This is a genomic window from Candidatus Brevundimonas colombiensis (assembly GCA_029202665.1).
In the GTDB taxonomy this organism is placed as follows: domain Bacteria; phylum Pseudomonadota; class Alphaproteobacteria; order Caulobacterales; family Caulobacteraceae; genus Brevundimonas; species Brevundimonas colombiensis.
Genome location: CP119326.1, coordinates 2,541,972 through 2,554,653, shown reverse-complemented (window position 1 = coordinate 2,554,653; position 12,682 = coordinate 2,541,972). Strand labels below are relative to the sequence as shown.

The following is a 12,682-nucleotide window of genomic DNA, read 5'->3' as shown; positions in this document are numbered from 1 at the left end:
AAAATCCGACTAGGAAACCGGCGTCTTCAAGGGCTCGCCTGCGAAATAGGCCTGAAGGTTCTCGATCATAAGCACCAACATGCCCTGAACCCCGGCGGTCGTGGCGCCGCCGGTGTGGGGCGTCAGCAGGGTGTTGGGCACGTCGGTCCAGCGGGCCGGATCGGTCGGTTCCTCGACGAAGACGTCCAGCGCGGCCTGGCCAAGCGTGCCTGACTTCAGGGCGGCGATCAGGGCGTCTTCGTCCACCACCTGGCCGCGCGAGACATTGACCAGCAGGCCGTCCGGGCCAAGCGCGTCAAGAACTTGGCGCGAAATCAGGCCGCGATTGGTCTCGTCCGCCTTGCACGCGACCACCAGAATGTCGCTGGCCTTGGCGAGAGCCAGCAGCGTGTCGGCGCGCGGCCATTCGGCCTCGTGCGGACGCGGACCCCACCAGCTGACAGCCATGCGGAAGGCCTCGGCGCGCCGGGCGACGGCCTTGCCGATATGGCCCAGACCGACGACGCCCAGCTTCTGCTCGCCGATGGAGGCGGTGATGGTGCGGGTTTCGATCGTCCAGCCGCCTGACCGGACCTGACGGTCACCCGTGGCGATCTGGCGCCGGGCGGCCAGGATCAGACCCAGGGCGTGATCGGCGACGTCCTCGTGATTGACGCCCGGCGCATGGGTGACGGGCAGGCCGCGCGCCCGGCACCATTCGATGTCGATGCCGTCATAGCCGGAGGTGAAACAGGCGATCAGGCCGAGATTGGGCAGTTTCTCGATCAGCGCCTTGTCGAGCGGATATTCCCCGGCGACGACCATGACGCGGATATCGTGGGCGGCCTCGACCGGCGGCCCCTCCCAGAAGCGGTAGACGTCATAGGCGCTCTCCAGAAAGCCGGAAAGCGGCGCCAGATGCCGCTGCATGATGAGAACGGCGGGGCGTTGGGTCATGCGCGCACCTCGATCAGATGAACATCCTCGTTCAGCCGATCCTGAATCAGAGACCACTTTGGCGTCAGCCACGTCAACAGCGAGGGGGTCGTCGCATTACCGATGCGAAGCCAGACGACCTGGGGGCCTTCACGTCGGTCCGAGGCCCACAGAGCGAAATCCCGGTCCTTGGTGACGATAATGCGGTGCTCCGTCCTGGCCAGACGCCAGATGTCATCATCGGACGCATCAAGTGCAAGCAGGGTGGAAACATGGTCTGCATCGTGCCCCTGCGTCTTCAGCCAGTCGGCGAGCGATGGCGGCAACTGGGCGTCGACGACGAACTTCATGCGGCGATGACAATCGTGTCGCCAATCGATGCGGCCGCATAGGCCAGGCTGGCGCGGATGTCGTCCGGCTCAAGATAGGGATAATCAGTCAGGATGTCTTCGTGACTGGCCCCGCCCGCGAGCATGTCCAGCACATCCTGAACCCGAATGCGCATTCCACGAATGCAGGGGCGGCCCCCGCACTGGTTTGCGTCGATAGTGATGCGGGACAGAAGATCGCTCATGTCCCGCATCCTATCATGGTTTGATCAGCGACCGAACTTCTGGTGCTGGATGCGTTTGGGGATGATGCTGTCGGCGCCGAGGCGGCGCATCTTGTCCTGTTCGTAGGCTTCGAAATTGCCCTCGAACCATTCCACGTGGCCGTCGCCCTCGAAAGCGAGAATGTGGGTGGCCAGACGGTCTAGGAACCAGCGGTCGTGGGAGATGACCACGGCGCAGCCCGCGAACTCTTCCAGCGCCTCTTCGAGGTTCTGAAGGGTCTCGATATCCAGGTCGTTGGTCGGTTCGTCGAGGAGGATCAGGTTGCCGCCAGAGGCCAGGGTCTTGGCCAGGTGGACGCGGTTGCGCTCACCGCCCGACAACTGGCCGACCTTCTTCTGCTGGTCGCCGCCCTTGAAGTTGAAGCTGCCGACATAGGCGCGGGTGTTAATCTCGCGCTTGCCCACCATCATCACGTCGGTGCCGCCGCTGATCGCCTGCCAGATGGTTTCTTCCGGCTTCAGATCGTCGCGCGACTGGTCGACATAGGCCAGCTTGACCGTTTCGCCGACCTTGATCGTGCCGCCGTCGGGTTGCTCCTGGCCGGTGATCAGCTTGAACATGGTCGACTTGCCGGCGCCGTTGGGACCGATGACGCCGACGATGCCGTTGGGCGGCAGTTTGAAGGTCAGGTTGTCGAACAGGTTTTTGTCGCCATAGGATTTTTGCAGGCCTTCGACTTCCAGCACGACATTGCCGAGACGCGGGCCAGGCGGGATCTGGATGTGGGCGTGGGTCTGGGCGCCGCGCATCGATTCCTGCTCGTCCACCATCCGCTCATAGGCGGCCAGACGGGCCTTGGACTTGGCCTGGCGGGCCTTGGCGCCCGAACGGACCCATTCCAGTTCGCGGGTGAGGGCGCGCTGGCGGGCTTCGGATTCCGAGTTCTCCTGAACGACGCGCTTCTGCTTGGCTTCCAGCCACGAGGAGTAGTTGCCCTCGTGCGGGTGGCCCTTGCCGCGGTCCAGCTCCAGCGTCCATTTGGTGACGAGGTCCAGGAAGTAGCGGTCGTGGGTCACCAGGATGACGCAGCCGGGGAAGTTTTCCAGGTGGTGCTGCAGCCAGGCGACGGACTCGGCGTCCAGGTGGTTGGTCGGTTCGTCGAGCAGCAGCATGTCAGGCTTGGACAGCAGCAGGCGGGCCAGGGCCACGCGGCGCTTCTCACCGCCTGACAGGTTGGTGACTTCCCAGTCGTCGGGCGGGCAGCGCAGGGCGCCCATGGCCTGATCAATACGGCTGTCGATGTCCCAGACGTCGCCGGCGTCGATCTTTTCCTGAAGAGACGTCATCTCCTCCATCAGGTCGTCGGTGTAGTTTTCGCCCAGTTCGGCGGCGACCTCGTTGAAGCGGTTGACCCACTGTTTTTCTTCGCACCAGGCCTCGACGTTCTGGCGGACGTTCAGGGCGGGATCGAGCTGGGGCTCCTGTTCCAGATAGCCGCGCTTGACGCCGTCGGCCGCGCGGGCCTCGCCCGTGAACTCGTTGTCGAGGCCGGCCATGATCTTCAGCAGGGTGGACTTACCCGAGCCGTTGACGCCGACGACGCCGATCTTGGCGTCGTTGTAGAAGCTGAGCCAGATGTTCTCGAAGATCTTGCGGCCGCCGGGGAAGGTCTTGGTCAGACCCTGCATCTGGAAAATATATTGCTGCGCCATGAGGTGCGGTTTCGCCCTTCGGGTTCGTCTTGACGTGGGAGGTTCGGGCGGATGTAGCGACCCGGAGCGCGAAGGGCAAATAGGGCGAGGGTCGGGCAGGCCGCCGACGACCGCAATCGGCCCTGTGCGAAACCCGGGCGCGCGGCTAATGAGCCTGACCGAAACAGTCGAGACCACGCCATGACCGCCATTTCAGAACGACGATTGAAGGCGGCTATCGGCTTCATCTTCGTGACGGCGGTGCTCGACATCGTGGCGATGGGCATCATCATCCCCGTCCTGCCGCAGTTGATCGAAGATTTCGTCGGCTCGAACGCTCAGGCCGGGATCATCAACGGGGTTTTCGTGGCGCTGTGGGCGGGGATGCAGTTTGTCGCCTCGCCGATCATCGGCTCCCTGTCGGATCAATATGGGCGGCGGCCGGTGATCCTGCTCAGCTGCGCCGGCCTGGCCATCGACTATGTGCTGATGGCGGTTGCGCCGAACCTGTGGTGGCTGGCGGTCGGGCGGATCGTGGCCGGCGTCACCTCGTCCAGTTTCACCACCATTTACGCCTATATGGCCGACGTCACTCCGGTCGAGGGGCGGGCAAAGGCCTATGGCCTGATCGGCGCGGCCTTTTCCGGCGGCTTCGTGCTGGGGCCGGTCATCGGCGGCTTCCTGGGCGAGATCAGCCCGCGCGCGCCCTTCTGGGCCGCCGCCCTGATGTCGGGGATCGCCTTCTTCTATGGCCTGATCATCCTGCCCGAGAGCCTGACGGTCGAGAAGCGGATGAAGTTCAGCTGGCGGCGCGCCAATCCGGTCGGGGCGATGGTGCTGCTGGGCCGTCACCCGGAGTTGACGGGCCTGGCCGGCGTGACCTTCCTGCTGCACTTCGCCCACCACGTCTTTTCGGCGGTGTTCGTGCTCTATGCTCAATACCGCTACGGTTGGGGGCCGCGCGAGGTGGGGCTGCTGCTGGCGATGGTCGGGGCGTTGGACATGACCGTTCAGGGGCTTGTGGTCGGACCTGTGACCAAGGCGCTGGGCGATCGAAAGACCATGCTGCTGGGCCTGGTCGGGGGAAGCTGCGGCATCGCCATGATGGGCTGGGCGCCGACGGGCTGGATGTTCGTGATGGCCATGCTTCCGAACGCGCTGTGGGGCCTGGCCATGCCGACGCTGCAGTCGCTGATGACCCGGCAGGTATCCGAAAGCGAGCAGGGGCAGTTGCAGGGCGCCACCATGAGCGTGGCGTCGATCGCCGGCGTCGCCTCGCCCCTGTTCTTCGGCTGGATCTATTCGCTGTCGGTCGGGGGCGGGTTCGCGCCTCTGACCACCTGGCTGGACCGGCACGGGCTGGCCGTCATCGACGCGATCGTCCATGCGCCGGGGCTTAGCTTCTATATCTCGGCCCTGGTCCTGGCGCTGGCCGGCGTGATCGCCTGGATCACCGCGCGCCGCGCAGAACGCGCCGAACGGGTTTTGGCGCAGGACGCGAGCCTGACCTGATCCAAAGGGCCGAGTTCGCCCTTCCGTCACGGCGCGACGGAAAGGCGATGACGGATCAGTCTTCGGTCCTGGGCTTGGCGGCCTTTTTGGCTGGCGACTTCTTGGCGGCAGGCTTCTTCGCCGCAGCCTTTTTCGGCGCGGCGGCCTTCTTGGCGGCCGGAGCCTTCTTCTTGGGCGCGGCGCCGGCCTTGGCGGCCAGCAGGGGCAGGGCGTCTTCCAGCGTCAGGTCTTCCGGCGCGGTTCCCTTGGGCAGGGTGGCGTTGATCTTGCCGGACTTGACGTAGGGGCCGAAGCGGCCGGCCATGACGTGGATCGGCTCGCCCGTTTCCGGGTGGGCCCCCAGGTCCTTCAGCGGGGCGGCGGCGGAACCGCGACCGGAGCGACCGGCGCGTTTTTCGGCCAGCAGGGCGACGGCGCGGTTCAGGCCGACCTCGAACACTTCGTCGATGTCCGAGACGTTGGCGTAGGTGCCGGCGTGCAGGACGAAGGGTCCGTAACGGCCCAGGCCGGCCGTGATCATCTTGCCGTCCTCGGGGTGGACCCCGACCTCGCGCGGCAGGGCCAGAAGGCGCAGAGCCTGATCCAGAGTAAGCGAGGCGGGCGACCAGCCCTTGGGCAGGGACGAGCGTTTGGGCTTTTCCCCGTCCGGCGGGGTGATTTCGATATAGGGGCCGAAGCGGCCGATCTTCAGCTGCACCGGCTGGCCGGTCGCCGGGTCGACGCCCAGTTCGCGGTCGCCGCTTTCCGCCGATCCATCCTCGGCCGAAGGGCTCGCGACGGGGCGGGTGTATTTGCACTCAGGATAGCGCGAGCAACCGATGAAGGCGCCGAAACGGCTGGTCTTCAGGCTGAGCTGGCCCTGATGGCACAGGGGGCATTTGCGCGGGTCCGAACCGTCGCCCTTGTCCGGGAAGATGTGGGCGCCCAGGCTTTCGTTCAGGGCGTCCAGAATGGCGGTAGTGCGCAGTTCCCCTGCGGCCTGCGTCGCGGCGTGGAAGTCCTGCCAGAACTCGCGCAGCAGCACCTTCCAGTTCAGGTCGCCGGCCGACACCTCATCCAGACGTGTCTCCAACGCGGCGGTGAAGTCGTATTCGACCCATTTGGCGAAGAACTGCTCCAGGAAGGCCGTGACCAGCCGTCCCTTATCCTCGGGATAGAAGCGGTTCTTGTCGACGCGGACATATTCGCGGTCGCGTAGCGTCGACAGGGTCGAGGCATAGGTCGACGGGCGGCCGATGCCCAGTTCTTCCAGCTTCTTGACCAGGGTTGCTTCGGAATAGCGCGGGGGCGGTTCGGTGAAATGCTGGTCGGTGCGGATGGCGTCGACCTTGGCCTTGGCGCCTTCCTTCAGGGCGGGCAGGCGGCTGGCGTCGTCCTCGCCCTCGTCGCCTTCAGCGCCCTTCTGGTTCTCGTCGCGGCCTTCCTCATAGACGGCCAGGAAGCCGTCGAAGGTGACCACCTGGCCGGTGGCGCGCAGGCCGGTCTGGCCGTCGGGGGTTTCGATCTCGACCGTGGTGCGGTCCAGACGCGCGGCCTCCATCTGCGAAGCGACCATCCGCTTCCAGATCAGCTCGTACAGACGCTGTAGGTCCGAATCGAGCCGCACGGATTCAGGCAGACGGGCGATATTGGTGGGCCGGATCGCTTCGTGCGCTTCCTGAGCGTTCTTGGCCTTGACCTTGTAGAAGCGCGGCTCGGACGGGACATAGGCGGGGCCATATTCCTTGCCGATGACCTCACGGGCCTGAGCCAGGCCCTCGGGGCTGACCGAGACGCCGTCGGTCCGCATATAGGTGATCAGGCCGCCGGTCTCGTCGACGCCCTCATACAGTTTCTGCGCCGCCTGCATGGTGCGCTGGGCGGTGAAACCCAGCTTGCGCGAGGCTTCCTGTTGCAGGGTCGAGGTGGTGAAGGGCGGCGCCGGATTGCGCCGGACCGGCTTCTTCTCGACCGAGTTGATGGTGAAGTCGCCGGCCTTGATGGCGGCGCGGGCGGCGTCGGCGGTCGCCTCGTCCTTGATGTCCAGACGCTGCACGCGCTTGCCGGCGTGCTTGACCAGACGGGCGGTGAAGGGCGGGCTGTCGGCGTTCAGGTCGGCCTCGATGGACCAGTATTCCTGAGGCTTGAACTTCTCGATCTCCATTTCGCGATCGACGACGATGCGAAGGGCGACCGACTGCACCCGCCCGGCCGAGCGCGCGCCAGGCAGCTTGCGCCACAGCACAGGCGACAGAGTGAAGCCCACCAGATAGTCCAGCGCGCGACGGGCCAGGTAAGCCTCGACCAACTCCATGTCGATCTGGCGCGGGTTGGCCATGGCGTCCAGCACGGCGGATTTGGTGATGGCGTTGAAGGTGACACGCTCGACGTGCGTGTCCTTCAGCACCTTCTTCTTGTTCAGCACTTCCAGAACGTGCCAGCTGATCGCTTCACCTTCGCGGTCGGGGTCGGTCGCCAGGATGACGCGGTCGGCGCGCTTGGCGGCCTCGGCGATTTCGGACAGGCGTTTGGCGCCCTTGGCGTCCGCCTCCCAGTGCATGGAGAAGTCGTCGTCGGGCAGGACCGAGCCATCCTTGGACGGCAGGTCGCGGACGTGGCCGTACGAGGCCAGGACCTCATAGCCCGTGCCCAGATACTTGTTGATGGTCTTGGCCTTTGCGGGGCTCTCGACGATGACGAGGTTCATATCGGTCCGGTCTCGGGAAGGGGCGCGAACGTGGTTGGAGCGGAGCCGTGAGTCAATCGGCCTGATCGCCTTACAGCCATAGGTAGTTGTATTTTGTCTTCGCTCGGTTAGATTGTGGTCGGTTTAACGGAGGCGATCATGGCCAGCGCGAGAGAAACGGCGGCTGCGCCGGATGATCAGAACGACATCGAGGCGGGCGCCTTCCCGACGCGGGAATACATCGGGGCCATGGCGCTGGAAATGGCGCGGATGGCGCGTGAGGAAGGCGACGGCCGCCTGGCGGGATTGTTGGAGGAAGCCGCCGACGCGGCGGCCCTGCCGACCTCCTTGGGCGATATCAGGCAGGCTTAAAGCGACGCCAGGCCGCCGGGCAGCAATTCGGCGCGGCCGACAAGGCTGAGTTCCAGAAGGGCGGCGGCGACCTGGGCCGCCGGGGCGTTCAGGGCGCGGGCGATCTCGTCGCGCGGCGCGGGCGTGGGCGAAAGCAGGGCGGCGACCCGCTCCAGGAAGGCCTGATCCAACTCGTCGTCGAAGCGCAGGGGTTCGGAAGGCGGCTCGCGCAGGGTGCGCAAGGTGTTGAACGCGCGTTCGATGTCCTCAATCCCCTCGCAGAGGATGGCGCCCTGACGCAGCAGTTCATTGGGCCCGCGGGCGCGGGGGTCCAGCGGCGAGCCGGGCACCGCGAAGACGTCGCGACCCTGTTCGGCGGCAAGACGCGCGGTGATCAGAGAGCCGGAGCGAATCTCGGCCTCCACCACCACCACGCCGCGCGACAGACCCGAGATGATCCGGTTTCGGCGGGGGAAGTCGCGCGCCTGGGCGCGGGCGCCGACAGGGCTTTCGGAGACGACGCAGCCGCGCTCGGTCAGGCGGGCATAGAGGTCGGCGTGTTCGGATGGGTAGATGTCGTTCACCCCGCCGCCCAAGACTGCGACGGTCCCCGTCGACAGGCTGCCCTCGTGGGCTGCGGCGTCGATCCCGCGGGCCATGCCGGAGACCACGACATGGCCCGCCAAACCCAACTGTTGGGCCAGGCCGCGCGCGATCCGTTGGCCGCCCGCCGAGGCGATGCGCGCCCCCACGATGGCGACGCAGGGGCGGCTCAGCAGTCCGGCGTCGCCGCGCGTCCACAGGATCGGCGGCGGCAGATCGAGCGCCGCCAGCATTTCGGGGTAGTCGGCATCACCAAGAACCAACAGGCGCGCGCCGAGCACGTCGCCGGCGGCCAGTTCGCGCTCGACCGCCTCGACGGGCGGCGGCGCAGAGGCGGCGCCGGACTTGCGAACCAGGCCGGGCAGGACGTCGAGGGCGGCGAGGGCCGAGCCGTAGCGCGCCATAAGCTGCGTGAAGGCGACGGGGCCGATGCGGTCGGTGCGGGCCAGCCGCAGCCGAGCGAACCGTTCGGCCGGCGCCAGGCTCACGCCTTCTTGGCCCCGATGCGTGGTTCCTCGCCCTTCAACAGCCGCGCGATGTTCTGGTGGTGGCGCACCCAGATCAGCACGGCGGCGAAGACGGTGAGAAATAGGACCGGCGCGCCGACCGGCAGGCCCACAGCCGCCAGGGGCAGAAGAGCCAGCAGCGGCGCGCTGGCCGACGAGATCAGGGCGGCCAGCGACGAATAACGGAAAAGAAAGGCCGAGAGCAGCCAGACGGCTCCGGCCATCAGCCCCAGGGGCCAGGCGGCGGCGAGCAACAGGCCATAGAACGTCGCGACGCCCTTTCCGCCCTTGAAGCCCAGCCAGACAGGAAACAGGTGACCCAGGAAGGCCGCGCCGCCGGCGATGGCGCCGGCCAGTTCGCTATCGAACAGATGCCGGGCGATCAGCAAGGCGGCGGCGCCCTTGCCCGCATCCAGCAACAGGGTGGCCAGGGCCAGGTCCTTGCGGCCGGTGCGCAGCACGTTCGTCGCGCCGATATTGCCCGACCCAATATTGCGCACGTCGCCGGCGCCGGCCGCGCGGGTGATCACCACGCCGAACGGAATGGAGCCGAGCAGATATCCGCCCAAGGCGACCAGCGCCAAGGTTCCCACCGCTGGGCTCGCCAGATCGTGCACTTTGATTCGCTCCCCGCGTGTCGTTGCGGCAAAATGCGTCGGCGGCCGGCGCGGAGCAAGGGCGATCCGACCTCTTGACCCGACGATCTGCGCCGCGTCTGGTCCGCCCGCCTTGCCGGAGAGTTCGATGCGCCAAATCCCGACTGTCGCCGCCGTCGTCATGCTGATGTCCACGACCGCCTGCGTCGGCGCGCCGGCGCCGGCCGCGCCGTCGGTCGCAGAGCCAGCCATGGCGGCCTATTTCGACTGTGTGCGCGACGGCGGCGTGGCGATCTCGGCGCACCGGGCGGTTTCGGCGCCGGATCAGCCGGAAAACTCCATCGCCGCCATCGAGGCGACAGGACGAGCGATCCCCAATGCGATCCTGGAGCTGGACGCGGCGCTGACGAAGGACGGCCATCTTGTGTTGATGCATGACGAGACCATGGACCGAACGACCACAGGGCGCGGGCGGGTCATGGACCTGACGCTATCCCAGGTGAAACGGGCGAGACTGAAGGCGTCGAACGGCGCCCTGACCCGCGCAGCGCCGCCGACCCTGGGCGAGGCGCTGGACGCCGCCGGTCGCGTGGGCGCCATCGCCAGCATCGACCTGAAACCGGCAGAGGGCGGCGCGACTGTCGATCTGGCGCGTGCGGTGATCGACCAAGTGCGGCGGTCAGGCGCCGCGAACCGCGTCATCCTGATTACGTACAATGACGCCGACGCGCGCGCGGTGGCGGCGATGGCGCCCGAGATGATGATTTCAGCGGGCCTCAGCAGCGTGTCGGACTTGCGCGGGCTGAACGCACCGCAAATCCTGGCCTGGACCGGCACGCGCGAGGAAAGGCCGGCGCTGTGGCGGGCCTTGCGCGAGGCTGGGGTTGAGGTTCAGTTCGGGACCCTGGGCGCCGAGGGCGTGCGGCGCGACGACCGATATGCGGCCGACGGCGACGTGTCGGAATATCGCGACCTGGCGCGCCAGGGGGTGACGGTGATCGCCACCGACACGCCGCTGGCGGTTAAGTCGGTCTTGGGCGCCGAGGTGGCCAAGGCGGCGACCTGTCCGCGCCCGCGCTGACGTCGATGGGGTTTGCGCTGCATCAAGGGCGAGGGCTTCGCAATCGGGCAGGAACGCAGGGATGAGCCAGGATCTGACGTTCGATATCGCGGTAGTCGGAGCGGGACCTGCGGGCCTGGCCTTCGTCCGGTCTCTGGCGGGGGCGGGATTTTCCGTCGCCCTGATCGAGGGGCAGGACGAGGCGAGCCTGCGCGATCCGGCGTTCGACGGGCGGGAGATCGCCCTGACGCATCATTCGATGCGCCTGCTGAAGACGATGGGCGTGTGGGACCGGATACCGGCGGATCACATCTCGGACCTGCGTCAGGCGCGGGTGCTGGACGGCGGTTCGCCCTTCGCCCTGACGTTTGGCGCGGGCGATGTGGATCGGCTGGGCGTGCTGATCCCCAATCACCTGATCCGGCGGGCGCTGTTCGAGATCGTCTGTGGGCAGGCGGGCGTGCGCCTGCTGGCCGGGCGACGGGTGGCGGACTGTCGCATCCAGCCGTCGCGACCGCGCGGGCGGCTGACGCTGGACGATGGGACGACGATCCGGGCCGATCTGATCGTGGCGGCCGATTCGCGCTTCTCCTTTATGCGCGAACAGCTGGGCGTGGGGGCCGAGATCAATCGACTGGGGCGGGCGATGATGGTCTGTCGGATGCGGCACGATCAGGCGCACGGTCATGTGGCGACCGAATGGTTCGACCACGGCCAGACCATCGCCCTGTTGCCCGTTTCGGACCCCGAACAGCGGACGTCATCGGTGGTCACGACCCTGGCGGCGCCGGCCATCGCCGACCTGATGACGCAATCGCCCGAGGCTTTTGCAGCGACCATGGAGCGACGTTTGAAGGGGCGGTTGACCGGACTGGCCCTGATCGGCGCCCGCCACGCCTATCCGCTGGCCACGACCTGGAGCCACCAGTTCGCTGGCGAAGGCTTCGCCCTGATCGGGGATGCGGCGGTGGGGATGCATCCGGTCACCGCCCACGGCTTCAACCTGGGTCTGCGCGGGCAGGAGACCCTGGCCCAGGTGGTGCGCGGGGCGCCGGGCGGGGACATCGGTTCGGCACGGCTGCTGGCGCGCTATCAACACCAACACCGGCTCGCCGGTTGGCCGCTCTATCAAGGCACAAACGCCCTGGTGCGCCTGTTCACCCAGGAGACTCCGCCGGCCAGACTGGCGCGCGGCGCGATGCTGCGCGCCGGTCAGGCGACAGCGCCGTTCAAGGCGGTGGTGAAGCGGATGCTGACCGCCTAAGGCGGCGCGTCAGGGACGGGCGGGTAGAACCGCCGTCAGGGCGCGCGTGAAACCGACCGGGGCGACGGTCAGATGGTCCTCGTCCTGCAGGACCAGGGATTGCACTGTCAGGTGCGGATAGTTCCGCGATTTCAACATTCGCTCCATGGCGCGGACATCGGCGACCATATCGGCGCCGGACGTGTTGCGCCGGTCGGGACCGGGGACCTCCCAGTCGCCGATATACATGAAGATGTCGGCGGGCAGGTCGCGGTGGGTGCGGGCGTAGTCCGCCTCCATCCTCATCATGTGGCGCTTGTCGTACCAGAAGGACGGACTGCCCAGGACATAGGCGTGGAACAGGCCAGGGTCCGTGAACAGAATCTGGGCGCCCAGCAGCCCGCCATAGGAGTGGCCCATCAGCACGCGGCGCGCGGGATCGACGCGGAAGCGGCTTTCGACGAAGGGCAGGGCCTGGGTCTTCAAATAGGTCTGATAGGCAGGACCTTGGCCGTGGAGTGTTGAACTGGCGCTATGGGGGCCGTTCAATGTCGGTGTGTAGTCGCGGTTTCGACTGACCGTACCGCTGTCGCCGCGCGAATAGGACAGGCCCACCAGGATGAACTCCTCAATCACCGGGCCATCCAGATTTACGCGCCGCGCGATCTGGCGGATGATCGGAAAGGCGTAATCGGCGTCGGTGACATAGACGACCGGATAGCGGCGTTGGGGATGGGTCTCGTAGCTGGCGGGCAGACTGACGAACACCTCGTAATCTCGACCGGAGACCGGGTCGGGCACGGTCCAGACCTGGGTGCCCTTCAACACATAGGGCGCGCCTTCGGCCGCGGCGTCGGGAGCGGGCGAAGATTGGGCGTCTGCGCGTTCCGAACAGCCCGCCACGGCGGCGGCGACAAGAACCAGCCCAAGGCCGATGCTGCGTTTCCAGATCTTCATGACCGATTCCACGATAAGCTTCACTGTCG

12 protein-coding genes are annotated in these 12,682 nt (G+C 66.8%); 4 read left to right on the top strand and 8 right to left on the bottom strand.

Annotated elements, in window-relative coordinates; translation table 11 throughout:
- Positions 1-9 precede the first annotated feature (9 nt).
- From P0Y50_12540 to ettA, 4 genes are read right to left on the bottom strand one after another with little or no spacing between them, the layout of a single operon-like run.
- Positions 10-936: a 2-hydroxyacid dehydrogenase gene (locus P0Y50_12540; GenBank protein WEK39359.1), complete on the bottom strand. Its 927-nt coding sequence runs from the start codon at positions 934-936 to the stop codon at positions 10-12.
- Positions 933-1,265 carry a DUF5615 family PIN-like protein gene (locus tag P0Y50_12535; GenBank protein ID WEK39358.1) on the bottom strand — a complete coding sequence of 111 codons (333 nt, stop codon included), beginning with the start codon at positions 1,263-1,265 and terminating at the stop codon, positions 933-935. The genes P0Y50_12540 and P0Y50_12535 overlap by 4 nt, the downstream gene beginning before the upstream one ends.
- Positions 1,262-1,489 (bottom strand): DUF433 domain-containing protein, encoded by a 228-nt coding sequence (locus P0Y50_12530; protein WEK39357.1) that lies wholly within the window; start codon positions 1,487-1,489, stop codon positions 1,262-1,264. The genes P0Y50_12535 and P0Y50_12530 overlap by 4 nt, the downstream gene beginning before the upstream one ends.
- Positions 1,490-1,513: 24 nt before the next feature.
- A complete protein-coding gene (gene ettA / locus P0Y50_12525; GenBank protein ID WEK39356.1) occupies positions 1,514-3,181 on the bottom strand; it encodes an energy-dependent translational throttle protein EttA in 1,668 nt (555 codons plus the stop codon).
- Positions 3,182-3,361: 180 nt separating this feature from the next.
- On the opposite strand from ettA, the gene P0Y50_12520 reads away from it, so the two are divergent.
- Positions 3,362-4,672 carry a TCR/Tet family MFS transporter gene (locus P0Y50_12520; GenBank protein WEK39355.1) on the top strand — a complete coding sequence of 437 codons (1,311 nt, stop codon included), beginning with the start codon at positions 3,362-3,364 and terminating at the stop codon, positions 4,670-4,672.
- A 55-nt stretch (positions 4,673-4,727) separates the two neighbouring features.
- Here the strand turns inward: P0Y50_12520 and topA are convergent, their stop codons facing one another.
- On the bottom strand, positions 4,728-7,358 hold the full coding sequence (topA, locus tag P0Y50_12515; GenBank protein ID WEK39354.1) for a type I DNA topoisomerase: 2,631 nt from the start codon (positions 7,356-7,358) through the stop codon (positions 4,728-4,730).
- A 138-nt stretch (positions 7,359-7,496) separates the two neighbouring features.
- Between topA and P0Y50_12510 the strand changes: the two genes are divergently transcribed.
- On the top strand, positions 7,497-7,709 hold the full coding sequence (locus P0Y50_12510; GenBank protein ID WEK39353.1) for a hypothetical protein: 213 nt from the start codon (positions 7,497-7,499) through the stop codon (positions 7,707-7,709).
- Here P0Y50_12510 and dprA read toward each other — a convergent pair.
- Together dprA and plsY are read right to left on the bottom strand one after the other, a co-directional pair.
- Positions 7,706-8,779, bottom strand: a complete 1,074-nt coding sequence (dprA, locus tag P0Y50_12505; protein WEK39352.1) for a DNA-processing protein DprA — start codon at positions 8,777-8,779, stop codon at positions 7,706-7,708. The genes P0Y50_12510 and dprA overlap by 4 nt on opposite strands.
- Positions 8,776-9,414, bottom strand: coding sequence for a glycerol-3-phosphate 1-O-acyltransferase PlsY (plsY, locus tag P0Y50_12500; protein ID WEK39351.1), 639 nt, complete (start codon positions 9,412-9,414; stop codon positions 8,776-8,778). Before plsY ends, dprA begins: the two co-directional genes overlap by 4 nt.
- A 127-nt stretch (positions 9,415-9,541) precedes the next feature.
- Here plsY and P0Y50_12495 point away from each other — a divergent pair, with 127 nt between their 5' ends.
- Together P0Y50_12495 and ubiM are read left to right on the top strand one after the other, a co-directional pair.
- Complete coding sequence (locus P0Y50_12495; GenBank protein WEK39350.1) at positions 9,542-10,474, top strand: glycerophosphodiester phosphodiesterase family protein; 933 nt, start codon at positions 9,542-9,544, stop codon at positions 10,472-10,474.
- 61 nt (positions 10,475-10,535) lie between these two features.
- Positions 10,536-11,717 (top strand): 5-demethoxyubiquinol-8 5-hydroxylase UbiM, encoded by a 1,182-nt coding sequence (gene ubiM / locus P0Y50_12490; protein WEK39349.1) that lies wholly within the window; start codon positions 10,536-10,538, stop codon positions 11,715-11,717.
- A gap of 9 nt (positions 11,718-11,726) precedes the next feature.
- Here ubiM and P0Y50_12485 read toward each other — a convergent pair whose 3' ends face one another.
- Complete coding sequence (locus P0Y50_12485) at positions 11,727-12,653, bottom strand: alpha/beta hydrolase-fold protein (GenBank protein ID WEK39348.1); 927 nt, start codon at positions 12,651-12,653, stop codon at positions 11,727-11,729.
- Between the last annotated feature and the right edge of the window lie 29 nt (positions 12,654-12,682).

What these genes read in the sequence shown, in the direction of transcription:
- P0Y50_12540 (WEK39359.1), bottom strand. Translation starts at nt 936, where the DNA reads ATGACCCAACGCCCCGCCGTTCTCATCATGCAGCGGCATCTGGCGCCG.
- P0Y50_12535 (WEK39358.1), bottom strand. Translation starts at nt 1,265, where the DNA reads ATGAAGTTCGTCGTCGACGCCCAGTTGCCGCCATCGCTCGCCGACTGG.
- P0Y50_12530 (WEK39357.1), bottom strand. Translation starts at nt 1,489, where the DNA reads ATGAGCGATCTTCTGTCCCGCATCACTATCGACGCAAACCAGTGCGGG.
- ettA (WEK39356.1), bottom strand. Translation starts at nt 3,181, where the DNA reads ATGGCGCAGCAATATATTTTCCAGATGCAGGGTCTGACCAAGACCTTC.
- P0Y50_12520 (WEK39355.1), top strand. Translation starts at nt 3,362, where the DNA reads ATGACCGCCATTTCAGAACGACGATTGAAGGCGGCTATCGGCTTCATC.
- topA (WEK39354.1), bottom strand. Translation starts at nt 7,358, where the DNA reads ATGAACCTCGTCATCGTCGAGAGCCCCGCAAAGGCCAAGACCATCAAC.
- P0Y50_12510 (WEK39353.1), top strand. Translation starts at nt 7,497, where the DNA reads ATGGCCAGCGCGAGAGAAACGGCGGCTGCGCCGGATGATCAGAACGAC.
- P0Y50_12495 (WEK39350.1), top strand. Translation starts at nt 9,542, where the DNA reads ATGCGCCAAATCCCGACTGTCGCCGCCGTCGTCATGCTGATGTCCACG.
- ubiM (WEK39349.1), top strand. Translation starts at nt 10,536, where the DNA reads ATGAGCCAGGATCTGACGTTCGATATCGCGGTAGTCGGAGCGGGACCT.
- P0Y50_12485 (WEK39348.1), bottom strand. Translation starts at nt 12,653, where the DNA reads ATGAAGATCTGGAAACGCAGCATCGGCCTTGGGCTGGTTCTTGTCGCC.